We start from the raw sequence: 26,891 nt of genomic DNA on the forward strand, positions 1-26,891 counted from the left end.
CCGGCACTCAAGACAAAAGCGCGGGCACAGACGCCTCAAGACGCTTACTACTATCATTTGCAGCAACGTGAGGCTTGTCGCTGTTACTCAGCCAACGCATCCAGCAGCTTCTGGTGAATGCCACCAAAGCCGCCGTTGCTCATCACCACCACGCTCAGTGGCTCGCCTTTGTGACTTGCTACCTTGGCAATAATATCATCCAGCGATTCCGTCACCGTTGCCGGCACCGGAGCTTCACTGAGCACCGAATCCAGCGACCAGTTCAAGCCCGGCGGCTGATACCAGATTACCTCATCAGCGCATCCGGTGCTGCCCGCCAAAGCGGCCTTGTGGCTCCCTAGGCGCATGGTATTAGAGCGAGGCTCAATAATGGCAAGTATTTTGCCGTTACCCACCTTGCGCCGCAGTCCATCTAGCGTGGTGGCAATGGCCGTGGGGTGATGGGCAAAATCGTCGTAAACCCGCACCCCGCCCACTTCACCACGCAATTCCATGCGCCGCTTCACACCCACAAACTCCGATAACGCTGCCGCGCCATCCGCCAAAGTCACACCCACATGGCGGGCGGCCAGCAACGCAGCCATTCCGTTGTTCACACTGTGACGGCCAGTTTGCTCCCAACGCACCTGCGCCACCGGTTCACCGCTTTCAAGCACCGTAAAGCTCGAGCCATCGGCCTGATCCAGGCGGTAGCCCAGCGCTTCCTCTTTACCAAAGCGCTCCACGTTACTCCAGCAGCCTTTTTCCAGGGTCTCCTCCAGCGCAGCTTCTCCATGGGGCAGAATCAAGCGACCGGTGGACGGCACAGTACGAATCAGGTGATGGAACTGGGTTTGAATAGCGGGCAGATCCGCAAAAATATCCGCGTGATCAAATTCCAAATTATTAAGAATTACCGTGCGCGGACGGTAGTGGACAAACTTGCTGCGCTTGTCAAAAAACGCCGTATCGTATTCGTCTGCTTCCACCACAAAGAAAGGCGTCTCACCCAACCGGGCCGATACTCCGAAATTGCCGGGTACACCGCCAATCAAATAACCAGGCTTTAAACCCGCATATTCCAAGATCCAGGCCAGCATGGAACTGGTGGTGGTTTTACCATGGGTTCCGGCAACAGCTAGCACCCAGCGACCGGGAAGCACCACCTCTTGGAGCAGTTGCGCCCCTGAGGTATAGGGTAAGCCGCGATCCAGTACTGCTTCCACTGCCGGGTTGCCACGGCTTAACGCATTGCCGATAACCACTAGATCCGGCGCCGGTTCCAGTTGCGACGGATCATACCCTTGGGTCAAGGCAATACCCGCCGCTTCCAATTGATCGCTCATGGGCGGGTAAACGTTTTGGTCACTGCCAGTAACCTGATGCCCCTGAGCTTTAGCCAGCTGCGCCAGCGACCCCATAAAGGTGCCGCAAATACCGAGAATATGAATATGCATGAGAAGGAACTGCCAACATTTAGATTCCTTGCACCATAACGGCAAGGGCTCCCAAGGTGAAGTGCCAACACGGTCTAATCCCTGTTGAACCTATTGTCTAATGCAACAGCTCCTAATTTTGCCGCATATATCCAAGCATGGTGGACCGTAAGGTGCCGAACATCCCCTTCCAAAAGACACAGGATAAATAAGAGAAAACAAAATAGTCCGTCGTTAGTGCTGCTCTCTATGCGCGAAGATCTGAAAGGTATCATGACTGGAATCCCTCCAGTCAAAAAATTGCATTCTAGTTGAGTCCAAGTACACTCCTGTGCGCCATCACAAATATAAATATAAACTCAGCCTTTACACTGGCTATAACCTAATACAATAAGAGGCAGCCATGTCGATCATCCTCCGACGCCTGGTCATGGTCACCGCTTTGCTATTCAGCACCAGCCAGACGCAAGCCTGGTCCTGGTTGGGAAAAGACAAAGACACAAGCTATGCAAACACTCGCTACCCCATTGTTCTGGTGGGCGGCCTCATTGCTTTTGATGATATTGCCGGTATCGATTATTTCTACGGTATCGCTGATGATATGCGCGATTACGGCGCCGAAGTCTACGAGAGTAATGTAAGCGCACTACAAAGCAATGAATACCGCGGTGAAGAATTAATCATCCAGATTGAAAATTATCTAGCCGTCACAGGTGCAACAAAAGTGAATCTTGTCGGCCATTCTCAAGGGGCGGGCACGGCGCGATATGTTGCCGCCGTTCGTCCGGACATCATCGCATCGGTCACCTCAGTGCACGGTGAAAATCGTGGAACTCCTGTTGCTGACATCCTTCGCGGGTTGATACCGCAAGGCAGTGCAGCGGAAGAGCTCGCAGACATGGTTGCCAACGGGTTTGGGTTCCTATGGGAGTTAGCATCCGGGGGGCCCAACGCAAAGAGTCAATCCACCAAAGCGGTGCTCGTGGCGTCAACCACCGAAGGCATGGCCGCGTTCAACCAGCGCTACCCTCAAGCCATGCCCACCTCCGCCTGCGGCACTAGTGGTGAACATGCGGTCAACGGAGTGCGTTACTGGTCTTGGGGAGGCACAGGTGTGCGCACCAACCTACTCGATCCCTTCGATAGTGTATTGGTCACCGTCACCCAGTTTGCCTTCTCATCTGGGGTTGAACATGACGGCGTGCTGCCCCTGTGCGGTATGTACCTTGGCAAACCCATTCGACATGACTATCGCCATAACCATGCGGATGCTATCCGCCAGCTGTTTGGTTTGCTTGGCTGGGAAACTGATCCCAAAACATTATATCGCAACCACGCTAACCGCCTGAAAAATGCAGGACTTTAACAAGCATTCCCTCAGAGGGTCGCTCTTTACAGGACCCTCTGCATTGAGTCTGAGTCATGACACGAACATTTGTTCTACTTATCGCAATAGTGCTCTCAGCTAGCAGCTTATTCTGGGGCTTTCAGCACCTAACTGCTTCCCCTCTTCCGCTACCCACAGCGAGTAACACGAACACCCAAATCAGCACCACTTACACTGCCACAATTGAAGCGGGAAGAGCAGCTAAGCAGACGCTAAATCTAGCCCAAATGCTGACAAATACTTCGTTAGCGGGCACGCAAGTCCCTGGAAGTCTAACGATCGATGCCCTGGGCCGCCTGATTCCAGACAACCACAGCAAAGCTGTCATGGATTATTTCTTATCTTTGAGTGGAGAAATGCCTGACGCGTCAATCCGCAGACTGCTGGAACACTGGGCCCGACACAACGCGGGGCAACTTGCCGCCGCTGACTTGCTGACACTGTTTGATCAATATCATTATTATCGGTCCCGATTAGCTAACAGCGATTACGCCGCACATTATTTGAATAAGAACAGCGGGGATATTCGCAACAAGCTTGAACAACGACAAAAACTGCGCAATGACACATTTGGGACCGATATAGCTGCAGCTTTGTTCGCAGATGAGGACCGCTACGATAGGGTCAGTTTGCAGCGCAACCAGATCCTGACATCGCGTCGTTCTGAGAAAGAAAAGGCTGACGCCCTGCAAGAGCTTCGCAAGGCGCTACCCGAAGCCTTGGCAAAACAACACCAGCGGCAGTACGATTTGCAACGCCTCACAGCCCATGAGCAATCCATAAAACAACAAGGTGCTAATGCCGCCGATCTCTATGCTTTCCGCCAACGCCAATTTGGTGATGCTGCGGCCCTGCGTCTGCAGGCGTTAGATGAGCAACGTACCCTTTGGCAAAGTCAGTACCAGAATTACGCGCGACAGCGAGACCAGATCAATTCCGCAGCCATAGACATTGCGGACAAACAGAAGCAGTTACAGGCTTTGCGTAGCAGATTATTTACCCACAGTGAACAACAGCGTGCAGCCGCGTTAGACCGTATGCAATAGCCAACATAGATAGAAGAAACATCGTCAAACTAGCTCCTTGCGGTTGTTTCGCTGAGACCGTCTGAGCACGGTAAAAATAATCCCATTCAAGCTTTCCCTCTATCACAACCATAAAAAAGGGCCGCTAACGCGACCCGCTAAGAGAAGTTTTACTGCCGTAAAACCCTTCAAACCTTAATGGCTAATCATCCATGGCCTGGCTGACGGAAACATCTTGTTGCCTTCAGCGGTATAGAATAGCTTGGACTTGCGCTTGTGATGACAGCAGCCTTGATCTTTTTCTGAATGCTGATTGCCTTGTCGAGGCTCATGCATCGCCTTCTCATTACGTGCAATGGCCTGGCGTTTTTCCGGGGCCATATCCAGCACCTCTGGGGGCACCATAATCACCCGCGCTGACAACGCACCACAGGTCGGGCACATGGAGCAATCACCGGAAGCCTGCATGGGAACGAGGTCATGGAACAAGCCGTGCTCAACACATTTATAGTCATAAAGGGGCATGATCAGCTCCTGTATAAATTACTTATCTTTCGATAATGGGATGTCAACACTGCCGGCCACACTATGCTGTGGACCATCCATACCCGGCTTAATATCAAAGTCGAAAATATCCGTTGGCAACCAAAGAGTGGCACAGGCATTGGGCACATCCACTACGCCACTAATATGTCCCTGGACAGGAGCACAACCGAGCAAAGCATAGGCTTGAGCACCCGTATAACCGAATTTCTTTAGGTACTCAATCGCATTGAGGCACGCCTGACGATACGCCACATGCACGTCTAAATAATGCTGCTTGCCTTGTTCATCTACAGAGATACCTTCAAATATTAAGTAATCGTCATACTTGGGCGCCATAGGGCTGGGCTTAAAGATAGGATTCTTAATTCCGTATTTTTCCATACCTCCTTTAATGATGTTCACCCGTAAATGGATCCAGCCAGCCATCTCAATGGCTCCACAGAACGTAATCTCACCATCACCCTGGCTAAAATGCAGATCCCCCACGGACAGCCCCGCATCCTTCACATAAACGGGGAAATAAACCTGCGAGCCCCTCGACAAATCTTTAATGTCACAGTTACCCCCATGCTCACGGGGCGGTACGGTACGGGCGCCTTCAGCAGCAGCTTGGGCTTTCGCGTCACCGCTTAACTTACCCATGTGCGCCGTATCAGCATAAGGTAAGTTAGCCAAGCCAGGAACACGATCAGGCTCGGTATCGTAAAGTGCTTTTTCCCGGGTGTTCCACTCTTCAAGCATTTCCTTCGACGGCAAACAACCTATAAGGCCCGGGTGAATCAGGCCGGCAAACTCCACGTTGGGAATATGGCGGGACTTGGTGAACATACCATTGAAATCCCAGATGGATTTCTGAGCTTCAGGAAAATGTTCGGTAAGAAAGCCACCGCCATTTTGCTTGGAAAAGAAACCATTAAAGCCCCATTGGCTTTCATCAAAAGTGCCGATATCAAGGATATCCACCACCAGAAGATCACCGGGCTCGGCGCCTTCGACACCCACAGGTCCGGTTAGAAAGTGCACCTGAGTCAAGTCGACATCACGAACATCGTCAGCACTATCGTTATTCTCGATCTGCCCACCCGTCCAGTCATGACATTCCAAGATAAAATCATCACCAGGCTTCACCATTTTCGCCATGGGGATATCCGGGTGCCAACGATTATGAACGTTTTCGTTTTCGTAAGGCGATTGTTTCAGGTCAATCTTGATAATCGTTTCAGCCATAATCAAAGCTCCTTAGCGAATCATTTAGGTCGAGTGGGCATCAACATGATCACTATTAATGAAACCACCAAGAACAACCATGAGTTAATAGCACAGCACACCTACGTCATTTGACGTAGGTGTGCTGTTAACAAACTAATGAAGCAGGATATAAAAGCCCGCTAGGAATGGCATCTATAGGTATGCGGGCCCTCCGCTGAGGAGTGCCTACAAACAGAGCGTGACAAGAACGGTTGGGGAGCGCCTAAAGCACTGGTGACGATTGAGTGATTCGGGTGGGGCTTGCATCGATGGTTATAATTTGATTTTAGGCTGCCCGGACAGGCGCCAATAAAAAAACCCCCGCCACTGACGCGACGAGGGTTTTTCTGTATTTAAGAGCCTGACGATGACCTACTCTCGCATGGGGAAGCCCCACACTACCATCGGCGATGTACTGTTTCACTTCTGAGTTCGGCATGGGATCAGGTGGTTCCAATACTCTATGGTCGTCAGGCAATCTGGTTTGGTTTTCCTGATTAAATCAGGAGGACCAAATAGGTTGCCTTCCCGGTGTTTTACCTAGGTAAATACTGCACACCGGCAAAGCCAAATTGGGTAACGAGAAGTTTGCTATTCAACTGCAAGGTTAGTTATCTCTCACACCGTATCTTTGCGTTACCTGGCGATAAGCCGAGTAACTGCTTTGGTGTTATATAGTCAAGCCTCACGGGCAATTAGTACTGGTTAGCTTCACGCCTTACAACGCTTCCACACCCAGCCTATCAACGTTGTGGTCTTCAACGGCCCTTCAGGGGAATCAAGTTCCCAGGGAGATCTCATCTTGAGGGAGGCTTCCCGCTTAGATGCTTTCAGCGGTTATCCCGTCCGAACGTAGCTACCCGGCAATGCCACTGGCGTGACAACCGGAACACCAGAGGTTCGTCCACTCCGGTCCTCTCGTACTAGGAGCAGCTCCTCTCAAATCTCCAACGCCCACGGCAGATAGGGACCGAACTGTCTCACGACGTTCTAAACCCAGCTCGCGTACCTCTTTAAATGGCGAACAGCCATACCCTTGGGACCGGCTTCAGCCCCAGGATGAGATGAGCCGACATCGAGGTGCCAAACACCGCCGTCGATATGAACTCTTGGGCGGTATCAGCCTGTTATCCCCGGAGTACCTTTTATCCGTTGAGCGATGGCCCTTCCATACAGAACCACCGGATCACTAAGACCTGCTTTCGCACCTGCTCGACTTGTAAGTCTCGCAGTCAAGCACCCTTCTACCTTTACGCTCGTTGCACGATGTCCGACCGTGCTGAGGGTACCTTTGTGCTCCTCCGTTACTCTTTGGGAGGAGACCGCCCCAGTCAAACTACCCACCACACAATGTCCCCGATCCCGATAAGGGACCTAGGTTAGAACCTCAAACATGCCAGGCTGGTATTTCAAGGACGACTCCACAGTAACTAGCGTCACTGCTTCAAAGTCTCCCAGCTATCCTACACAAACAGGTTCAAAGTCCACTGTGAAGCTATAGTAAAGGTTCACGGGGTCTTTCCGTCTAGCCGCGGGTACACAGCATCTTCACTGCGATTTCGATTTCACTGAGTCTCGGGTGGAGACAGCGCCCCCATCATTACGCCATTCGTGCAGGTCGGAACTTACCCGACAAGGAATTTCGCTACCTTAGGACCGTTATAGTTACGGCCGCCGTTTACCGGGGCTTCGATCAAGAGCTTCGCCGAAGCTAACCCCATCAATTAACCTTCCGGCACCGGGCAGGCGTCACACCCTATACGTCCGCTTACGCGTTTGCAGAGTGCTGTGTTTTTAATAAACAGTTGCAGGGGCCTTTTCACTGCGACCGCCGATAGCTCAGAGAGCAAGTCTCATCACCTTCAGCGGCGTACCTTCTCCCGAAGTTACGGTACCACTTTGCCTAGTTCCTTCACCCGAGTTCTCTCAAGCGCCTTAGAATACTCATCCCAACCACCTGTGTCGGTTTGGGGTACGGTTCCTTATAACCTGAAGCTTAGAAGATTTTCCTGGAAGCATGGCATCAACCACTTCCCGGTCACAAAGGACCAGTGGTCTCGACTCTCAGCCTTAAGGTGCCGGATTTGCCTAACACCTCAGCCTACAGCCTTTCCCCGGGACAACCAACGCCCGGTAGGCATAGCCTTCTCCGTCTCTCCATCGCAGTTATAAGAAGTACGGGAATATTAACCCGTTTCCCATCAGCTACGCATTTCTGCCTCGCCTTAGGGGCCGACTCACCCTGCGCCGATTAGCGTTGCGCAGGAAACCTTGGTCTTTCGGCGTGGGAGTTTTTCACTCCCATTATCGTTACTCACGTCAGCATTCGCACTTGTGATATCTCCAGCATGCTTCTCAACACACCTTCACAGACTTACACAACGCTCCCCTACCCCGCATACATAGTATGCAGCCGCAGCTTCGGTATCCAGTTTGAGCCCCGTTACATCTTCCGCGCAGGCCGACTCGACTAGTGAGCTATTACGCTTTCTTTAAAGGGTGGCTGCTTCTAAGCCAACCTCCTAGCTGTCTGAGCCTTCCCACATCGTTTCCCACTTAACTGGAATTTGGGGACCTTAGCTGGCGGTCTGGGTTGTTTCCCTCTTCACGACGGACGTTAGCACCCGCCGTGTGTCTCCCGGATAGTACTCACTGGTATTCGGAGTTTGCATCGGTTTGGTAAGTCGGGATGACCCCCTAGCCGAAACAGTGCTCTACCCCCAGTGGTATTCGTCCGAGGCGCTACCTAAATAGCTTTCGGGGAGAACCAGCTATCTCCGAGCTTGATTAGCCTTTCACTCCGATCCACAGGTCATCCGCTAACTTTTCAACGGTAGTCGGTTCGGTCCTCCAATGCGTGTTACCGCATCTTCAACCTGCCCATGGATAGATCGCCCGGTTTCGGGTCTAATCCCAGCAACTAAACGCCCTATTAAGACTCGGTTTCCCTACGGCTCCCCTAAACGGTTAACCTCGCTACTGAAATTAAGTCGCTGACCCATTATACAAAAGGTACGCCGTCACCCCACATGGAGGCTCCGACTGCTTGTACGTACACGGTTTCAGGTTCTATTTCACTCCCCTCTCCGGGGTTCTTTTCGCCTTTCCCTCACGGTACTGGTTCACTATCGGTCAGCCAGGAGTATTTAGCCTTGGAGGATGGTCCCCCCACATTCAGTCAAAGTTTCACGTGCTCCGACCTACTCGATTTCACTTGATCAGACTTTCGGATACGGGGCTATCACCCACTATGGCCGGCCTTCCCAGACCGTTCTCCTAATCATTCACAAGCTTAAGGGCTAATCCGCGTTCGCTCGCCGCTACTAACGGAATCTCAATTGATTTCTGTTCCTACGGGTACTTAGATGTTTCAGTTCCCCGCGTTCGCCTCACATACCTATGGATTCAGTATGTGATACCTGCCTTATGACAGGTGGGTTTCCCCATTCGGAAATCTCCGGATCAAAGTCTGTTTGCCGACTCCCCGAAGCTTATCGCAGGCTACTACGTCCTTCATCGCCTCTGGCTGCCAAGGCATCCACCGTGTACGCTTATTCACTTGACTATATAACCCAAAACAGTCACCTCAAATCCGCCTCTCGACAAATCCTCAATCACCGCCCAGGTCTTTCATCGTGATAACGATTCACCATAAAGACACAAATGTCAGAGATAATATCTAACGCTTGCATTCTCATTGAATACTTGGACTTCTCATTTCCCAAATTGTTAAAGAGCTTCTTATACCAGCAGATATAAGACCGATTAAAAAACCGGAAACAAATAATCCATTACCTTCCTTCAAAGAAAGAGAATCACTTGTTTCCGGCTTCTAGCCGGTAACAACAGACAAGCAAACGTGTGAGCCCTGAACGGGATGGAAATCTTTGTCGTTAAGGAGGTGATCCAGCCGCAGGTTCCCCTACGGCTACCTTGTTACGACTTCACCCCAGTCATGAACCACACCGTGGTGAACGTCCTCCCGAAGGTTAGACTATCCACTTCTGGTGCAATCCACTCCCATGGTGTGACGGGCGGTGTGTACAAGGCCCGGGAACGTATTCACCGCGGCATTCTGATCCGCGATTACTAGCGATTCCGACTTCATGGAGTCGAGTTGCAGACTCCAATCCGGACTACGAACAGTTTTAAGGGATTTGCTTGGCCTCGCGACTTTGCTGCCCTCTGTACTGCCCATTGTAGCACGTGTGTAGCCCAGGCCGTAAGGGCCATGATGACTTGACGTCGTCCCCACCTTCCTCCGGTTTGTCACCGGCAGTCTCCCTAGAGTTCCCACCATTACGTGCTGGCAACTAGGGACAAGGGTTGCGCTCGTTACGGGACTTAACCCAACATCTCACGACACGAGCTGACGACAGCCATGCAGCACCTGTCACTTGGCTCCCGAAGGCACCAATCTATCTCTAGAAAGTTCCAAGGATGTCAAGGCCTGGTAAGGTTCTTCGCGTTGCATCGAATTAAACCACATGCTCCACCGCTTGTGCGGGCCCCCGTCAATTCATTTGAGTTTTAACCTTGCGGCCGTACTCCCCAGGCGGTCTACTTATCGCGTTAACTTCGTCACCAAGAATACTAAGATTCCCAACGACTAGTAGACATCGTTTACGGCGTGGACTACCAGGGTATCTAATCCTGTTTGCTCCCCACGCTTTCGCACCTCAGCGTCAATGTCAGTCCAGGAGGCCGCCTTCGCCACTGGTGTTCCTTCCGATCTCTACGCATTTCACCGCTACACCGGAAATTCCACCTCCCTCTACTGCATTCTAGCCTGCCAGTTTCAAATGCAGTTCCCAGGTTGAGCCCGGGGCTTTCACATCTGACTTAGCAAACCGCCTACGCGCGCTTTACGCCCAGTAATTCCGATTAACGCTCGCACCTTTCGTATTACCGCGGCTGCTGGCACGAAATTAGCCGGTGCTTCTTCTGTAGGTAACGTCAAGTACTCATCCGTATTAAGGATAAGCCTTCCTCCCTACTGAAAGTGCTTTACAACCCGAAGGCCTTCTTCACACACGCGGCATGGCTGGATCAGGGTTGCCCCCATTGTCCAAGATTCCCCACTGCTGCCTCCCGTAGGAGTCCGGGCCGTGTCTCAGTCCCGGTGTGGCTGATCATCCTCTAAGACCAGCTACGGATCGTCGCCTTGGTGAGCCATTACCTCACCAACAAGCTAATCCGACGCGAGCTCATCCATCAGCACAAGGTCCGAAGATCCCCTGCTTTCCCCCGTAGGGATTATGCGGTATTAGCCTGGGTTTCCCCAGGTTATCCCCCTCTAATGGGCAGATTCTCACGTGTTACTCACCCGTCCGCCGCTCGACGCCTCCTAGCAAGCTAGGATCGTTTCCGCTCGACTTGCATGTGTTAGGCCTGCCGCCAGCGTTCAATCTGAGCCATGATCAAACTCTTCAGTTAAGAAAAGCGTTTAAAGTGCCTACGCACTTAATACATGCTCAGTTCGTCATCTGAATTAACAAAAACTTTGTTGACTCGTTCAGAACTGAAATCTCTTAAAGATCTCATCCCGAACAGGTCCCACACGTTTGCTTGCCTGATTGTTAAAGAGCGTCTCGTCCGTGGCGCCGCGCTGCTCTGCGTTGTTGCCCCGTCGAGGAGTGCGCATTCTAGAGATTTACCCGGGGCCGTCAACACTTTTTTTCATGAAAGGTGAGAAGTTTGGGTGTAAAGGTACGTTTCTGGCCCTCGGTCGGGCTAATGACGGACACGCCAGCGGTAGACAACCCCCGTGTACTGGGGCTCCTAACCAACAATAGCCTCTTAAACGTGGCTACTCTTGAGCACAAAAAAGGACCTACTCGGGAAGGCGACAGCGCGGTAGCCCGGATCCGATTTAGCGAAATAGGGACAGCTGCGCAACCCAGATGAATCTGAACGGCTCAGGCTACCTACTCGATGACTGCGCTAACGAACACGAAGCGTTACAATGTAACACCGCATATCAAATAACCTACCCCGTACTGTTTCGTCGCCTAAAGATACGCTCTTACCTAATAGCCAAGTAGGCTATTAAGTAAAGAAGGGCCGTCACCAAGGCTGTCCGTACGGCAAGCGGCACCTCACCGATAGCGGTAAAACCGCCAGCAGGCTGACGGTTTAGTTAATCTCTCGAGACTCAATCAAACAGGAATAACGATGAGCTTTCCTGCTTGCATCTGTGCCTCGAAGGTATCCGCTTGAGGGTAATCCAACATCACTCTGGCCAGCGGCGGAGAAAGCTCATTGCGAACCCGGCGCGCCATTTCCCTGGCCCCATAACGGGCATCCATGGTGTTGCATAGATAACGCCGTGTCCCATCACCTAAGCTCAGCAGCACTTTACGTCTTAGTAACCGTCGATTGAGCTTTTCCAACTCGATATCCAACAATTGCTCACTAATATCCTGATCCAGAGCATTAAACGTAATGATGCTATCAATACGATTAAGAAATTCCGGGTCAAAATGTTGCTGCAATGCCTGATCCACCACCGCTTCTATCTGGCGGCTCGAATTCTTCCAGTACCACCAGCGTTTCTGTTGCCGCCCTCTCAAGGCCGACACTTGTGATGCCCCGGCGTTACTGGTCATGAAAATTAGGCTATTGCGGAAGTTGATTTCACGGTTGCCGGCGCTCAGTCTGAGCCGACCTCGATCCAGCACATTGAGCAATGCTCTGACCACTTCAGGGCTGGCTTTTTCCAGTTCATCAAACAACACAATACCGGGTTTGCTAAAGCTGCCCTGAATAGCCTCTACATCAAATAGAGTTTGGCCTTCTTTGCTACCCACATACCCTGGCGGCGCTCCAGTTAATGAAGCGGCATAATGCTCCTGGGCCAAAGTGCTCATATCTATCCGGCACACAGCATCAGCGCTACCGTGAATAGCCTCCGCCAGCAAACGCACCGTTTCAGTCTTACCGACCCCGGTGGGGCCTACAAACAGTTGCACCGCCAGAGGTCGGTCATCCGGGGCGATATCCGCCTTGAGGACTCGCAGCATATTGTCGATACGATCTAGCACATGAGGCTGGCCAACAATCCGTTTACGTAATGTTGCCATTACCGTGCCCGGATCAAAGGTAAATCGGGACATTCTCCCAGAATGGTCAGCATCTCGCTTTCGATCCGCTATCTCATGATTCGCTGCTAACTGCTCATTGATGAAGGGCATCACTCACCCGCCGTTCTCTCTTTACCATCCACAGGCAATTCACCCACCGGACACTCTGCCACCCCTATTGTGCTACGTGTCATGGCTTCTACGTTCTCCTGCGCCTTTTGAGCATCCATTACCCAGGTGCGATAAAAGTCAAAAGGACAGTCCGCAATACCCTTGTCTCCATCACCAGAAGCATGCATGCCGGTATAACCACGGTGCAGCAACTTAAAGAGATGATTTTGAGACTGATCATTAGCACGAGCATCACGGATTTGACTGACGGATAACTGGGCATACTGAATACCCATATCCTCTTCACCACATTCACCCAGAGTACGACCATCAAACCCGATGAGTGCCGAGTGCCCAAAATACGAATACACGCCATCAAAACCACTGGCGTTAGCTACAGCCACATAGCAGTTATTCGCCCAGGCCATGGACTTGGCCATCATCACCTGCTGCTCCTTCGCCGGATACATATAGCCCTGGCAACGAACAATCAACTCAGCACCTTTCATGGCACAATCACGCCAGATTTCCGGGTAGTTACCGTCATCACAAATGATGAGGCTGATCTTCATTCCCTTGGGACCTTCCGTGACATAGGTCGTATCACCAGGATACCAACCCTCAATAGGACACCACGGAATACACTTACGGTATTTCTGAACAATTTCCCCTTCATTATTGATTAACACCAGCGTGTTATAAGGGGCTTTCGCAGGGTGCTCTTCATGTTGTTCGCCCGTCAGTGAAAACACACCCCAGGTATTAGCTTCACGACAGGCAGCGGAGAAAATAGCGGTCTCATCACCGGGAATGGTAGCCGCTGTGGCCATCATTTCATCCGGGTCATACATAATGCCCATAGTGCTGTATTCCGGAAAAACCACCAAATCCATCCCCGGCAGTCCCTTTTTCATACCCTTAATCATTTCCGCAATGTTACGGGCATTATCTAACACTTCAGCTTTGCTATGCAGGCGCGGCATTTTGTAATTCACTACCGCAACACCCACGGTATCGTTACTGCTGGAAATATCGCCGTGTCGCATTACTCTCTCCTTTACTGCTTAAAATTCATCGGCAAACAGGCACATCACACCGCAAGATATGCCGCTATTTTTTCCTGATTCATGCTCTCACCGCTTTCTTCATGTACGATTTCGCCTTTCTCGATGACTAAAATTCGATCAGCCACATCCATGACAAAGCTCAACACTTGCTCAGACACCACAATGGATAGCCCGCGCTCATCGCGGATACGCTTCAACGTACGGGCCATATCCTTGATGATGGAGGGTTGAATCCCCTCAGTGGGCTCATCCAGCAACAACACCTTGGGCCGTGTGGCCAGTGCACGGGCAATTGCCAACTGTTGCTGTTGACCGCCGGATAAGTTTCCGCCTCGACGGCTCTGCATTTCTTCTAGAACGGGAAACAGTTCGTATAAATCTTTGGGGACTTTCTTTTCCCCCACCGCGGCCAAGCCGGTTTCGATATTCTCTTTCACAGTCAACGACGGAAAAATCATACGTCCCTGAGGAACAAACCCCAGACCGGCCTTTACTCGCTGACAGCTTTTCATGGCCGACAGATCCACTCCGTCCAGCTCGGTTATGCCAGCGCGGGCTTTTTCCATACCGATCAGAGATTTCATCAGGGTGGTTTTACCCATGCCATTACGGCCCACTACTGCAACAATTTCGTTTTCCTCAACTTTGAGGTTCATATTGCGAATAATGGTGCTCTGCCCGTAGGCTACGTCGTAATTTGATACTCTCAACATAACTAGCACTCCCTATCAGAGTCGGCACCGTGAATAACTCGCGGCGACCTTCAACTCAGTGACCCAGGTAAACTTCGATGACCTTTGGGTCCGCTTTAACCTTCTCTAGCGACCCTTCCGAGAGCACCTTGCCCTGATGCATTACCGTAACGCGGTCAGCAATATCACCAACAAACTGCATGTCATGTTCGATGACTAGTACCGTATGGTTTTTGGTAATAACCCGAAGAAGTTCAGCCGTTTTTTTTCGTTCTGCTACTGACATGCCAGCAACCGGTTCATCTAACATCAATAGATCCGGTTTCTGGATAAGCAACATACCGATTTCTAACCACTGCTTTTGACCATGACTAAGCAAGGCGGCGGGTTGATCGAGAAGATCTTCGAGAAAGATAGTTCTGGCCACTTCTTCCACCGCATTGATAACTTCAGCATCACGCTTGAATGCCAAGGCCCCCATTACAGAACGCCCACGTGGAAATGACACTTCTAAATTTTCGAAAACGCTTAGGTCTTCATAAATAGAGGGGTTTTGAAATTTTCGGCCAACACCAGCACGCACAATCTTGTGCTCGCTCATTTTGCTCAGCTCTTTCCCCTTGAACTTTATCGATCCTTCCGTTGCCCGGGTTTTACCGCAGATCAGATCTAGTACCGTGGTTTTACCGGCCCCATTGGGGCCGATAATCACACGAATCTCCTGTGGTTCCAGGTACAGCGACATATCGTTAACCGCCTTGAACCCATCGAAAGAAACAGTCAAACCTTCTACCGCAAGAATGAAATCATTATTAGTCGGCATCATTTCACTTCCTCCACAGGCAGATTTTCAGCATCAGCGCGACGGCGACGCAGCAGCGAGGGCAACTTATTTTCTAGCGGCTGAATATAACGGTTATAAAGTCCAGCCAAGCCATCAGGGAAGGCCAGCACTACACCAATGAATAGAGCACCCATTGCATACAGCCACAGTTCAGGGAAGGATTCTGAGAAGCCCGTTTTAGCGGCATTCACAATTAACGCGCCATACACCGCGCCCAGCAGAGAATTCCGGCCGCCCACGGCACACAGCACCACCATTTCAATGGAGGGTACAATCCCCACAAATGTTGGCGACATGAAACCTACCTGCAGGGTAAACATGGCCCCACCCACACCGGCAAACATAGCGGCTAGGCAGAACACAAATATCTTGAAAGAAGCAACGTCGTAACCGGAAAAACGTACCCGATCTTCCTGGTCGCGCATGGCAAGCAGAATACGCCCCAGCTTGCTATGCATGACCCAGCGACCAATCATCAGGCACAGGAACAACATGCCTACACACACGAAGTACAACGCCGTTTTGGCTTCGTCACTACGGATATCCCACCCCATCAAGGTGCGCAGATCGGTAATACCATTCACCCCCCCTGTGAAACCCTGCTGACCAATGATCAGGATCGTCAGGATGGCGGCAATCGCCTGAGTAATGATGGCAAAATACACGCCACCTACTCGGCGTTTGAACATGGCTACGCCAATGATAAGGGCAAGAATCGCCGGCACGGCAACCACCGCAATCAAAGTAAAGGAAAAGCTGTGGAAGGGTTCCCAAAACCAGGGCAGTGCGGTGAGCTGGTTCCAGTCCATGAAATCAGGAATACCCGGGGTAGACTGAATGGATGTATTTTCTGGACTGGACGCTTCCAACTTCAAGAACATCGCCATGCAGTAGCCGCCAAGGCCGAAAAAAATCCCCTGCCCAAGACTCAAAATACCACTGCGGCCCCAGCAAAGAACCAGACCTAGCGCGGCAAACGCATAGGTTAGATACTTGCCAACCATATTAAGACGAAAGGCATCCAACGCCAGTGGGAACACCACCACCAGCAGCAGCGCCAACAGCAGATGGTAGATTCCCTCGCGGGATCCTAACCATTGAAAGAACGACGTTGATTTCATGGCGATCTCCTAGCGACGAACCTTGAGTGCAAACAAACCTTGCGGACGCAACATCAGAATGCCGACCACAACCAGCAGCGTGAGCACTTTAGCCATTGAACCACTCAGGAAAAATTCCATCGTGGACTGGGCCTGGGAAATGGTGAATGCAGAGGCGATAGTGCCAAGCAGACTTTGCGCACCGCCAAAAACCACGACCAGGAAGGTATCGACAATATACAATTGCCCGGAGGTGGGACCGGTAGAACCAATCATGGTGAACGCACTGCCCGCCACACCGGCAATACCACACCCTAGCGCAAAGGTGACGCGATCAACTTTACTGCTATCGATACCGACAGCTTCAGACATGGGCCGGTTCTGTACCACCGCACGAACCTGTCGACCCCAACCAGAGCGGAACATCAACAGATAAACGCCAAAAGCAATCACCAGCGCCAACACCATCACGAAGATCCCGTTGATAGGAATTTCCACCAAATCGGTAACCGCAATTGACCCCATCATCCAGTCCGGCAGACTCACACCCACTTCCCGTGCACCAAAAACACTGCGGTAAGTCTGCTGAAGAATAAGACTCAGACCCCAGGTCGCCAGTAGCGTATCCAGCGGACGATGGTAGAGGTGACGTATCATTAGCCATTCCACCAGCGCCCCAAGCGCGGCGGTGACAAAAAAGGCCAATATCATGGCTACAAAAAAATACCCCTCGTATAACCCTGGCAGATAGTTTTCGAACAACTGGGCAGTCAAGTATGTGGTGTAGGCGCCCAGAATCATGAATTCACCATGGGCCATGTTGATCACGCCCATTTGCCCAAAAATAATGGCCAGCCCCAGCGCCATCAGTACAAAGATGGAAAATAGCGACAGGCCGGCAAACCCTTGCATGGCGAAGATAGAAGTCAGCTCCGTCATGGTGTAGTCAGCGAACATGGCAGGTACTCCCGAAAATTAAAGAGGGAAATTCGGCAAGAAAAAGAATGATCTTGAAAGATCCGGCGCCCGATATTCAGGGCGCCGGGGTTACACCTCACTGATAGCCTTTAGGGAACGGGTCAGGCTCCATCAGTTCTTCGGTTTCGTAAATCACTTTGTACTGACCATCTTTCTGTGCCTGGCCGATACGGGCCTTGGACCACAAGTGATGGTTTTCGTGGATACGCACATAGCCTTCTGGTGCAGTGGTCAACTCAATACCCGGAGAAGCTTCGCGCACTTTGTCGATATCGAAAGAGCCCGCTTTCTCTACCGCCGCTTTCCACAACCATGGGCCAAGATAAGCCGCCTGGGTCACGTCACCGATAACGATGTCTTCACCCCAACGCTTCTTGAACGCTTTTACAAAGTCTTGGTTATTGTCGTTACCCAAGCTTTGGAAATACTTCATGGAAGCGTAAGCGCCTTCCACGTTTTCACCACCGATACCCAGAATTTCATCCTCGGTGACGGAGATGGTCAGTAGCAACGGACTCTCTTTGGTCAGATCGATACCCGCCGCTTTCATCTGCTTATAGAAAGCCACGTTGGAACCACCTACCACAGAGGCAAAAATCACATCCGGTTTCTTTAACTTGATCTTGTTAATTACCGAGTTGAACTGGGTATGACCAAGCGGGTAGTACTCTTCACCCACTACTTTCAAGCCCAGCTTATCAATGTGCTTACGGGCAATCTTGTTAGAGGTACGCGGCCAAATGTAATCGGAGCCCAGCAAGTAGAACGTCTTGGCACCTTTCTCTTCAGCCAACCAGTCAATACTGGCGAGAATTTGCTGAGTCGCTTCCTGGCCGGTATAGATTACGTTTGGAGATTTTTCCAGCCCCTCATAGAACGTGGGGTAATAAAGCATGCCGTTATACTGCTCAAATACTGGCAGCACTGCTTTACGGGAAGCGGATGTCCAGCAACCAAAAACCGCAGCCACATTATCGTTCACCAGCAATTTACGAGATTTTTCAGCGAAGGTGGGCCAGTCACTGGCGCCATCTTCCTGGATATACTCGATCTGACGTCCCAGCACCCCCCCTGAAGCATTGATCTGTTCAATCGCCAACTTCTCAGCCTGCACTGAGCCTGTCTCACTGATTGCCATAGTGCCGGTAACCGAATGCAGAATACCGACCTTTACTGTGTCGTCAGTCACCGCTAGGCCAGTGGTGTTCACGTCGGCAGCCAGTACCGTATTAGAAAGGGCGAACAACGCAGGTAGCGCCATCAGCCCTCCCAGAAGATGCCGGCGCGTCGAGGACGGCCGGTGACTGGAAGAACGGGTTTTGCTCAATTTCATGGTTTACCCCTCATCAGCGAATTCATGGGAAGCACCTCGTTTCCCTCGCTAACGAGTATGAAAATCTGCCCCCCTGGGGCCCATTCGGTGATTACGCCATCGCCGTACGTCATTTAACGCATACCCCGCACCTGCGATGGGCCATAAAGTAATGCGCGTACACGAACGGGCACGTTTTGTGCATTGCTGCCTGCATCATCATGGAGCAACTGACACCGCCCCAGCACTTATTCCGGCATCCGCGAAATGGACATCCTGCTGCCGACAACGGAAACGTTATGGCAATCGAGCAACGCATATTCCGTGTGCGACGCAGTTACAATCAGTGGGTTGGCAACCAAACGTTGGAGGATTTCTCATTGCGTTTCACGGGCAAGGGAGCCCGTCGCTGGTCTGCCGGTCGAGTCGCCGGCACAGCTATCGGTGCTATCACTTTCCTTGCCCTGGAAGCCATTGGTGGAGCGATCACCTTAAATTACGGCTTCACTAACGCAGTGGCGGCCATCTGTGCGGTCATGCTCACCATCTTCCTTCTCGGTTTGCCCGTCAGTTATTACGCCGCTCGTTACGGGGTGGATATCGACCTGCTTACTCGGGGAGCGGGCTTTGGCTACCTAGGCTCAACCATCACCTCCCTGATATACGCGTCATTCACCTTTATTTTCTTCGCCTTGGAAGCGGCTATCATGGCCATGGCGCTGGAAATACTGTTCGATATCCCTCCAACTATTGGGTATTTACTCAGCTCACTAATCGCCATTCCATTAGTCATTCATGGCATCACCACCCTGACCCGTTTTCAGTTATGGACACAGCCCATATGGGTATTCCTGCAGCTACTTCCATTCGGGTTTATCCTCATGCAAGACCCAGAATCACTGCCGCGCTGGGCCAGCTTCGAAGGACTTAATAACGATGGCGGTAGCTTCAACCTGATCATGTTTGGCGCCGGCGCCACCGTGCTGTTTTCACTGGTTGCACAAATTGGCGAGCAAGTAGATTTTCTGCGTTTCATGCCTGAACCGGAAAAAGGCAAACGGCTACGCTGGTGGGCAGCCATGCTCGCCGGTGGGCCTGGTTGGGTAGTGATCGGCGCGCTGAAAGCCTTAGCCGGCTCCTTTTTGGCGGTACTGGCTTTTTATTCTGGGCTCGCCCTGGAGCAAGCTCAGGAACCAATGCATATGTACCTGGTGGCATTCAGTCATGTCACCCAAAACCCCACCATGCTACTGGCACTGGCCGGGATCTTCGTTATTCTCTCGCAGTTAAAAATCAACGTAACCAACGCCTATGCCGGCTCGATTGCCTGGTCCAACTTTTTCTCCCGGCTGACCCATAGCCACCCTGGGCGGGTTGTATGGCTAGTCTTCAATGTTGTGATTGCCTTGGTATTGATGGAAATCGGTATTTACCGGGCTTTTGAATCCATCCTCGGCAGCTACGCAGTGGTCGCGGTGGCTTGGATGGGCGCTTTAGTGGCCGACTTAGTGATCAATAAACCGCTGGGACTCAGCCCAAAACACATCGAATTTAAACGTGCCCATCTTTATGACCTGAACCCCGTAGGGTTCGGCTCTATGATGATCGCCACGGCCATCGGCCTTAGTGCTCGCGCCGGCCTGTGGGGCGAAACAGCCCGAGCTCTGGCCTCCTTTATCGCCCTGTTCAGCACCTTTATCAGTGCCCCATTAATTGCCCTACTTACCCGCAGCCGTTACTACATCGCCCGCGCGCCCAGCCCCAGCCGTGAGTTGGAAGGCCTTGCTTGTTGTATTTGCGAGCATCATTTCGACAGGGAGGACATGGCCTTCTGCCCCGCCTACAACGGCCCGATATGTTCCTTATGCTGTTCTTTGGATGCACGCTGCAACGACAGCTGCAAACACAACGCTCGTTTCTCCGAACAATTGATTGACTGGATGGGCGGGCTGCTTCCACAAACACTGATTAATCACATGCGGTCACGGATGGGGCATTTTCTCGGCCTGCTGATCATCGTGGCCTTGATTATGAGTGGACTGCTGGCTTTGATTTATTATCAAATCCCCATTGCCGACCCTACGGTAAAAGAACTGATGGCTGACACCTTGACCAAAGTGTTCGCCATACTCATCATTATCAGCGGCGTGGTGGCTTGGTTGTTTGTGCTTGCCCACGAAAGTAGGGTTGTTGCCCAAGAAGAAAGCCGGCGCCAAACCCGCATGTTGATGGAAGAAATTAAAGCTCACGAAAAAACTGATCTGGCATTACAGCAAGCCAAGGAACTGGCCGAATCCGCCAATCAAGCAAAAAGCCGCTACCTCACAGGGCTCAGCCACGAACTACGCTCCCCTCTGAATGCCGCTTTTGGCTACGCCCAACTGCTGGAGCAGGATCCAACCATCCCGGAAAACCGGCGCGATGCCATTGGTGCCATTCGCCGCAGTACAGAGCATCTATCCGACCTGATTGAAGGGCTGCTGGAGATATCCAAAATCGAAGCGGGCCGGCTGGAGCTGTACCGCAATCAGGTATGCGTACCGGAACTCATCGATGAACTGGTCACCATGTTTCAGTTACAGGCCGCGGAAAAAGGCATTGGCTTCGAATTTCGCAGTAAAAGCCAGATGCCCACCTGGGTCACTACGGATGAGAAACGGTTACGACAGATTCTGATCAACCTGCTCTCCAACGCCATCAAGTTTACCCGTGAAGGCCAAGTCACACTGACCTTTCGTTACCGCAATCAAGTGGCCGAGTTCGTTATTGCCGATACCGGCGTCGGCATTGATGAAGAAGACCTGAAGCGCATCTTCCGACCGTTCGAGCGGGTAAGAAAACCGGGAACTCCCAGTGTTCATGGCACCGGGCTAGGGCTCACCATTACCCAGTTGTTAGCCGACATCATGGGGGGCGATATACAAGTAAGCAGCATCCCCGGCCAAGGAAGTGAATTTCGTCTTTCGGTAATGCTATCCAGATTGAGTGGCCCGGCCCCCACCCGCCATGAACGCAAACCCGTGGCCGGCTATATTGGCGAGCGTAAAAGCCTGTTGATCATCGATGATGACCCCTCACACCGGGGCCTAATCAGTGATCTGCTTACCCCTTTGGGATTTATTATCAATGAAGCTCCGGATGGAGAAACAGGCTTGCAACTGGCCCGGCATACTACCCCAGACCTAGTACTACTAGACATTTCTATGCCAGGCCTCACCGGCTGGGAAACCGTTCAACATATTCGTCAGCAAGATTACCGTGGCCCGGTAATCATGCTTTCTGCCAATGCTCGTGAAAACGACCCAGCCATCCCCGACGGCTTGCATAACGATTACCTGACCAAACCACTAAAACTCAATAGCCTACTAGACAGCCTAGCCCGCCACCTATCACTGACTTGGTTGCATCCACACAATACTTCACCAAAGCACATCACCGTTGTGCAGCAAGCCGAACCAGTGCGCGCTCTAAATAGCACCCTGCGTGATGAACTTCTTGCTCTGGCAGAGATCGGTCACTTAACGGGTCTACTGGATCGGATAATACAGGAGCGAGAAAAGGGAAATCTGGGTTCTGATATAGCGGAAAAAATGCACACTTTACTTAAAATATTTGATTTTCAGGCCGTGATCCGATTATTAGAGGCAGCCCCATGACAGCCGCACAACGTAAAGATCTGATACTGGTGGTGGACGACTCCCCAGATTCTCTCGGCATGATTCATCAAGCGTTGGATCAAGCCGGACTCACTGCTCTTATCGCACTGGAAGGCCAGCAAGCACTGAATATTGCCGAAAAAATGACACCAGATTTGATCTTGATGGATGCGATCATGCCCAACTTAGATGGCTTCGAAACTTGCCGCCGCCTGAAACAGCATCCAAATCTAGCCTGCGTTCCAGTAATTTTCATGACCGGACTAACCGAAAGTGAAGATGTGGTCCGGGGCCTGGAAGCCGGTGGCGTAGACTACATCACCAAACCAGTGCGGCCTAACGAACTGATCGCTCGCATCCGCGTACATTTAAACAATGCTCGCATGACGCAAAGCGCCCACACCACCCTAGACCGACTTGGCCAAACCAGCTTTTCCACCGATGCGGCAGGCCAATGGCACTGGGCAACCCCACACACCGACCAGCTACTGGAAAAAGCCAAGGTGGAACGCAGTGCGCTTGCAGACCCAATACAACGCTGGCTCAAACATCAACCGGAGCGGGGCCAGCAACTCAATAAACTGCCCGGTAACCTAGGGCTACGTTATCTGGGCCATTCAGTGAGCGGTGAGGAAAATAGCGAGCACTTGTTCCGGCTGCTACACCACGACAGCGATGCAGAGCTGGAGTTGCTGAAAACTGCGCTGCATGTAACCCACCGCGAGTCCCAGGTACTAGTGTGGATTGCACACGGTAAAACCAACCGAGAAATTGCCCAGATTCTTGAGTTAAGCCCACGGACAGTGAACAAACATCTGGAACAGATCTTCCGCAAACTGGGAGTTGAAAACCGGACTGCCGCAGCAGCCATGGTTATTCAATACCTTACCCAGATTCATTGAGCGCCAGTCACCACCTCAGGCAGTAACAGAACCACACCCGCATAACTGGCCACCAGCAAGGTCATGGCAACCCCCAGCCCAAGGAAGGGCCCCACATTCAAGGCACGGTGGTAGATGAAACTTTGCGCCGCCAACTGCCAACTCACTAGCACTAAATAAAGTAGCTCAATGGCACTCAGTGACTGAGCCATAGAGGCGTTAAGGGCCAACAACGGCAGGCTCAGCAGGGTCAACACCACATCTACACCTACCAGCGACAAAGCCGTCTGCAACCAACGCCCCTGCAGCCCTTTAAACGCCAGCAGCAAACCTGTACCCGCCAACACCACCACCAGCGATAGCAATTGGCTGCTCACCAAGACACCAAGGGGTAATGCCGTCTGCAGGCTACCCACTAACAGCTGCAGCATAAACCAGCCTGCCAGCACCAGCGCCATTAACGACGAGGAATACGGGACGTTTTCAGGGCTGGCACGAAATATAGCCAGCCGCCAGAACAAGGTTATCAATACAGTCATGGATCCTCCGGCCCGCTATTCTTTCAGAGCAGGAGGGAAAGGCAAGCAGGAACAAGCTTCAAGCTCAACGTTGCAACATAAAAAAACATCTTCGCCATTCGATCAAGGCCGCCGCACAGCCCCTCTTGTCAGTTTCATCCGCCCACCCACAACAACACCAGCCCATGCACACCTTGAACCTTGACACGATATGGTCCGACAACCACAGGTGTGTTTTTTGGACGCCTTCGCTAGAATGCTCACAAATTGAATCAAGGGGTCTCACATGGCGCGTAAAAACGCTTTCTATGCTCAGTCCGGCGGTGTTACTGCCGTCATCAATGCTTCTGCTGCCGGCGTTATTGAAGCAGCACGAGAAAACAAGGATGTGATCGGCAAAGTCTACGCCGGCCGGAATGGCATCATCGGCGCACTCACTGAAGAGCTGATCGATACAAGCAAAGAAAGCAAAAGCGCCATTGAAGCGCTCAAGCACACCCCCGGCGGGGCCTTCGGTTCTTGCCGCTATAAGCTGAAAGACCTCAAGACCTCCCAACGCGAATACGAACGTCTAATCGAAGTCTTCAAGGCTCACAACATCGGCTACTTCTTCTATAACGGTGGTGGTGATTCCGCCGACACCTGCCTAAAAGTATCACAGCTTTCCGAGAAAATGGGCTACCCGATCCAGGCTATCCACGTGCCCAAAACCGTGGACAACGACCTGCCCTTCACCGACGTGAGCCCTGGTTTCGGTTCCGTCGCCAAGTACACCGCTGTGAGCTGCCGTGAGGCCGCCCTGGACGTGGCCAGCATGTGCGCCACCTCCACCAAGGTGTTCGTGATGGAAGTCATGGGCCGTCACGCTGGCTGGATCGCCGCCTCCGCCGGGCTCGCCAAAGAGGATGCCGATGACGCTCCGCACCTAATCTTGTTCCCGGAAATTGCCTTCGACAAAGCGGCCTTCATGAAAAAGGTGGAAGCCACCGTCAAGAAAGCGGGCTATTGCGTCATTGTGGTGTCCGAAGGGGCTCGCTATGAAGACGGCACGTTCTTGGCCGACGCGGGTAACACTGACGCCTTTGGCCACAAACAGCTAGGCGGTGTGGCTCCGGTCATCGCTCAGATGGTGAAAGACGAACTCGGCTACAAATACCACTGGGCTGTAAGCGATTACTTACAGCGTGCCGCACGCCACATAGCATCAGCCACTGACGTGGAGCAAGCCTACGCAGTGGGCCGCGCCGCCGTTGAGTTCGCCGTGGCGGGTAAAAACGCAGTCATGCCCACCGTGGTTCGCAAGGACACAAAAAAATACAGCTGGACCATCGGCGAAGCGCCGCTAAAGAAAGTGGCCAATGTAGAAAAGAAAATGCCGCGTAAATACATTAGCAAAGATGGTTTCGGCATTACCCCCGCGGCCCGAGCCTACCTAGAGCCTTTGATTGGTGGTGAATCCTACCCTCCCTACAAAAACGGGCTGCCGCAATTTGCCAAACTAAAACTAGCCCCAGTCGAGAAAAAGTTAAACGATGCTTTTGAGGTCTAAAACACTAGCATCTTGATAAAAAGCAAAAGCCTCGCAATGCGAGGCTTTTGCTTTTCACTAACGGCCAATGGCCATTCAGCCCTGACCGTTTCCCAGAACAACTATTCTTTTAATTTCGACGATTCAACCATCAGATCAACCGCCTCATAAAAACAGAATCATGTGCGCTCATCGCGCTCTTTTTTACGCACGTGCGCCAATAAGTCATCAACATACTCCTGCTCTTCATGAAGATCATCGGCCATGAAGGGGGCATGGGGAAGCACCTGATTCAGGAGCACCGCCACCAACCCGCATAGGCTAATACCCTGCAGGGTGAAGTCGCCGTTGCCCATGACCATGCCGCCAATGCCGAAAATCAAGGTTACCGCCACAATGACCAGATTACGTTGCGCATGAAGATCCACCTGCGCCTTGATCAAGGTATTCATGCCCACACTCGCAATGGAGCCGAACATAAGAATCAAAATTCCGCCCATCACTGGGGTGGGGATACTCTGTAGTAACAACCCAAACTTGCCAATAAAGGCCAATAAGATGGCGAAGATCGCCGTCCAGGTCATTACCACCGGATTAAACACCCGGGTCAACATCACCGCACCGGTAACTTCCGAATAAGTGGTATTAGGTGGGCCACCGAACAAGGCCGCCACCATGCTGGCCACACCATCGCCTGTGAGCGTGCGATGCAGCCCAGGCTTACGAATATAGTCTTTGCCGGTCACGTTACTGATCGCCAGCACATCTCCTACATGCTCAATGGCCGGCGCCAGTGCCACCGGCATCATGAACAGGATGGCGGGCCAATAAAAGGTGGGAGCAATAAAGGTCGGCACCGATAACCAGCCCGCTTGATTCACCCCGGAAAAATCCACCATGCCCATGGCCAGGGCCGTCAGATAGCCCGAAACTACTCCGCACAGAATGGGTAATAGCCGGAACAAACCATGCCCCAGCGCCGCCACCAACATAGTGACCAACAAGGAAACCATGGAAACGAGCAGCGCATCCCCATACGCAAACATCTGCATCTCACCATTACCGGACATGCCCATGGCAAAGTTCACCGCAGTAGGTGCCAAGCTCAGCCCAATCACCATAATGATGGGGCCGGTGACTACCGGCGGCATCAGCCGGTGCAGAAACCCCGGGCCCCGCCATTTCACTAACACTCCGAGAATCACGTAAACCACGGCAGTGCAGAACAGCGCCCCCATCGTGGCTGGCACCCCCCACTGTTTCACAGCATGGGAAATGGGTGCCACAAATACAAAAGAGGACGCGAGAAAGACAGGAATAGAGCGCCGAGTAATCCATTGAAACAGCAGCGTGCCCAAGCCCGCGGTAAATAGCGCCACGCTGGGGTCCAGCCCTGTGAGCAACGGCATTAACACCATCGCACCAAAAGCCACAAACAGCATCTGGGCACCAATAAGAATGGTTTTCCAGTTCCAGAATCCGCCGGTCTGGCTCATAAGGA

Annotated in this window: 17 protein-coding genes and 3 rRNA genes; 5 read left to right on the forward strand and 15 right to left on the reverse strand. The window is 52.0% G+C overall.

All coding sequences use genetic code 11. From position 1 onward, the window contains the following. Positions 1-83: 83 nt before the first annotated feature. On the reverse strand, positions 84-1,436 hold the full coding sequence (gene mpl, locus AS19_RS10170) for a UDP-N-acetylmuramate:L-alanyl-gamma-D-glutamyl-meso-diaminopimelate ligase (RefSeq protein ID WP_046962047.1): 1,353 nt from the start codon (positions 1,434-1,436) through the stop codon (positions 84-86). Between the two features lie 382 nt (positions 1,437-1,818). Here mpl and AS19_RS10175 point away from each other — a divergent pair, with 382 nt between their 5' ends. Further along, positions 1,819-2,781 carry a triacylglycerol lipase gene (locus AS19_RS10175; RefSeq protein ID WP_011589254.1) on the forward strand — a complete coding sequence of 321 codons (963 nt, stop codon included), beginning with the start codon at positions 1,819-1,821 and terminating at the stop codon, positions 2,779-2,781. A 56-nt stretch (positions 2,782-2,837) separates the two neighbouring features. Then, positions 2,838-3,848 (forward strand): lipase secretion chaperone, encoded by a 1,011-nt coding sequence (locus AS19_RS10180; RefSeq protein WP_011589255.1) that lies wholly within the window; start codon positions 2,838-2,840, stop codon positions 3,846-3,848. 174 nt (positions 3,849-4,022) lie between these two features. Here the strand turns inward: AS19_RS10180 and AS19_RS10185 are convergent, their stop codons facing one another. The 12 genes from AS19_RS10185 to urtA form a co-directional block, all read right to left on the reverse strand. Then, complete coding sequence (locus AS19_RS10185) at positions 4,023-4,352, reverse strand: zinc ribbon domain-containing protein (RefSeq protein WP_046962048.1); 330 nt, start codon at positions 4,350-4,352, stop codon at positions 4,023-4,025. Positions 4,353-4,370: 18 nt separating this feature from the next. Further along, a complete protein-coding gene (fmdA, locus tag AS19_RS10190) occupies positions 4,371-5,600 on the reverse strand; it encodes a formamidase (protein ID WP_011589257.1) in 1,230 nt (409 codons plus the stop codon). Between the two features lie 380 nt (positions 5,601-5,980). Beyond that, a 5S ribosomal RNA gene (gene rrf / locus AS19_RS10195) occupies positions 5,981-6,096 on the reverse strand. Between the two features lie 199 nt (positions 6,097-6,295). Then, positions 6,296-9,186, reverse strand: a 23S ribosomal RNA gene (locus AS19_RS10200). A gap of 329 nt (positions 9,187-9,515) precedes the next feature. Then, a 16S ribosomal RNA gene (locus tag AS19_RS10205) occupies positions 9,516-11,057 on the reverse strand. Together the 16S, 23S and 5S rRNA genes form the textbook arrangement of a ribosomal RNA operon. 722 nt (positions 11,058-11,779) lie before the next feature. Further along, the gene (locus AS19_RS10210; RefSeq protein ID WP_231483387.1) at positions 11,780-12,736 is read right to left on the reverse strand and encodes an AAA family ATPase; all 957 of its coding nucleotides are present in this window, start codon (positions 12,734-12,736) and stop codon (positions 11,780-11,782) included. 77 nt (positions 12,737-12,813) lie between these two features. Beyond that, positions 12,814-13,860: an aliphatic amidase gene (locus tag AS19_RS10215; protein WP_011589259.1), complete on the reverse strand. Its 1,047-nt coding sequence runs from the start codon at positions 13,858-13,860 to the stop codon at positions 12,814-12,816. 44 nt (positions 13,861-13,904) lie between these two features. Continuing rightward, entirely contained in the window at positions 13,905-14,594 is a 690-nt protein-coding gene (gene urtE / locus AS19_RS10220) for an urea ABC transporter ATP-binding subunit UrtE (protein ID WP_035459102.1), read from the reverse strand. Between the two features lie 55 nt (positions 14,595-14,649). Continuing rightward, positions 14,650-15,399, reverse strand: a complete 750-nt coding sequence (gene urtD / locus AS19_RS10225) for an urea ABC transporter ATP-binding protein UrtD (protein ID WP_011589261.1) — start codon at positions 15,397-15,399, stop codon at positions 14,650-14,652. Next, positions 15,396-16,538 (reverse strand): urea ABC transporter permease subunit UrtC, encoded by a 1,143-nt coding sequence (gene urtC / locus AS19_RS10230; RefSeq protein WP_011589262.1) that lies wholly within the window; start codon positions 16,536-16,538, stop codon positions 15,396-15,398. The genes urtD and urtC overlap by 4 nt, the downstream gene beginning before the upstream one ends. Before the next feature lie 9 nt (positions 16,539-16,547). After that, the gene (gene urtB / locus AS19_RS10235; RefSeq protein ID WP_011589263.1) at positions 16,548-17,474 is read right to left on the reverse strand and encodes an urea ABC transporter permease subunit UrtB; all 927 of its coding nucleotides are present in this window, start codon (positions 17,472-17,474) and stop codon (positions 16,548-16,550) included. Between the two features lie 97 nt (positions 17,475-17,571). Beyond that, positions 17,572-18,828 (reverse strand): urea ABC transporter substrate-binding protein, encoded by a 1,257-nt coding sequence (gene urtA, locus AS19_RS10240; RefSeq protein WP_011589264.1) that lies wholly within the window; start codon positions 18,826-18,828, stop codon positions 17,572-17,574. 278 nt (positions 18,829-19,106) lie between these two features. Between urtA and AS19_RS10245 the strand changes: the two genes are divergently transcribed. Beyond that, on the forward strand, positions 19,107-22,463 hold the full coding sequence (locus tag AS19_RS10245) for an ATP-binding protein (protein ID WP_046962049.1): 3,357 nt from the start codon (positions 19,107-19,109) through the stop codon (positions 22,461-22,463). Continuing rightward, the gene (locus tag AS19_RS10250) at positions 22,460-23,365 is read left to right on the forward strand and encodes a response regulator transcription factor (protein WP_011589266.1); all 906 of its coding nucleotides are present in this window, start codon (positions 22,460-22,462) and stop codon (positions 23,363-23,365) included. The genes AS19_RS10245 and AS19_RS10250 overlap by 4 nt, the downstream gene beginning before the upstream one ends. Here the strand turns inward: AS19_RS10250 and AS19_RS10255 are convergent. Further along, entirely contained in the window at positions 23,359-23,883 is a 525-nt protein-coding gene (locus AS19_RS10255; RefSeq protein WP_011589267.1) for a hypothetical protein, read from the reverse strand. The genes AS19_RS10250 and AS19_RS10255 overlap by 7 nt on opposite strands. A gap of 265 nt (positions 23,884-24,148) precedes the next feature. On the opposite strand from AS19_RS10255, the gene AS19_RS10260 reads away from it, so the two are divergent. After that, positions 24,149-25,411, forward strand: coding sequence for a 6-phosphofructokinase (locus AS19_RS10260; RefSeq protein ID WP_011589268.1), 1,263 nt, complete (start codon positions 24,149-24,151; stop codon positions 25,409-25,411). A gap of 158 nt (positions 25,412-25,569) precedes the next feature. On the opposite strand, the gene AS19_RS10265 is transcribed toward AS19_RS10260, so the two are convergent. Further along, the gene (locus AS19_RS10265; RefSeq protein ID WP_011589269.1) at positions 25,570-26,886 is read right to left on the reverse strand and encodes a uracil-xanthine permease family protein; all 1,317 of its coding nucleotides are present in this window, start codon (positions 26,884-26,886) and stop codon (positions 25,570-25,572) included. Positions 26,887-26,891: the final 5 nt, after the last annotated feature.

The sequence above is a fragment of the Alcanivorax sp. NBRC 101098 genome, assembly GCF_001010505.1.
Taxonomy (GTDB): Bacteria; Pseudomonadota; Gammaproteobacteria; order Pseudomonadales; family Alcanivoracaceae; genus Alcanivorax; species Alcanivorax borkumensis.

Excerpts from the sequence above, each read along its gene's own strand:
- mpl (WP_046962047.1), bottom strand. The coding sequence starts at position 1,436 with ATGCATATTCATATTCTCGGTATTTGCGGCACCTTTATGGGGTCGCTG.
- AS19_RS10175 (WP_011589254.1), top strand. The coding sequence starts at position 1,819 with ATGTCGATCATCCTCCGACGCCTGGTCATGGTCACCGCTTTGCTATTC.
- AS19_RS10180 (WP_011589255.1), top strand. The coding sequence starts at position 2,838 with ATGACACGAACATTTGTTCTACTTATCGCAATAGTGCTCTCAGCTAGC.
- AS19_RS10185 (WP_046962048.1), bottom strand. The coding sequence starts at position 4,352 with ATGCCCCTTTATGACTATAAATGTGTTGAGCACGGCTTGTTCCATGAC.
- fmdA (WP_011589257.1), bottom strand. The coding sequence starts at position 5,600 with ATGGCTGAAACGATTATCAAGATTGACCTGAAACAATCGCCTTACGAA.
- AS19_RS10210 (WP_231483387.1), bottom strand. The coding sequence starts at position 12,736 with ATGTCCCGATTTACCTTTGATCCGGGCACGGTAATGGCAACATTACGT.
- AS19_RS10215 (WP_011589259.1), bottom strand. The coding sequence starts at position 13,860 with ATGCGACACGGCGATATTTCCAGCAGTAACGATACCGTGGGTGTTGCG.
- urtE (WP_035459102.1), bottom strand. The coding sequence starts at position 14,594 with ATGTTGAGAGTATCAAATTACGACGTAGCCTACGGGCAGAGCACCATT.
- urtD (WP_011589261.1), bottom strand. The coding sequence starts at position 15,399 with ATGATGCCGACTAATAATGATTTCATTCTTGCGGTAGAAGGTTTGACT.
- urtC (WP_011589262.1), bottom strand. The coding sequence starts at position 16,538 with ATGAAATCAACGTCGTTCTTTCAATGGTTAGGATCCCGCGAGGGAATC.
- urtB (WP_011589263.1), bottom strand. The coding sequence starts at position 17,474 with ATGTTCGCTGACTACACCATGACGGAGCTGACTTCTATCTTCGCCATG.
- urtA (WP_011589264.1), bottom strand. The coding sequence starts at position 18,828 with ATGAAATTGAGCAAAACCCGTTCTTCCAGTCACCGGCCGTCCTCGACG.
- AS19_RS10245 (WP_046962049.1), top strand. The coding sequence starts at position 19,107 with ATGGCAATCGAGCAACGCATATTCCGTGTGCGACGCAGTTACAATCAG.
- AS19_RS10250 (WP_011589266.1), top strand. The coding sequence starts at position 22,460 with ATGACAGCCGCACAACGTAAAGATCTGATACTGGTGGTGGACGACTCC.
- AS19_RS10255 (WP_011589267.1), bottom strand. The coding sequence starts at position 23,883 with ATGACTGTATTGATAACCTTGTTCTGGCGGCTGGCTATATTTCGTGCC.
- AS19_RS10260 (WP_011589268.1), top strand. The coding sequence starts at position 24,149 with ATGGCGCGTAAAAACGCTTTCTATGCTCAGTCCGGCGGTGTTACTGCC.
- AS19_RS10265 (WP_011589269.1), bottom strand. The coding sequence starts at position 26,886 with ATGAGCCAGACCGGCGGATTCTGGAACTGGAAAACCATTCTTATTGGT.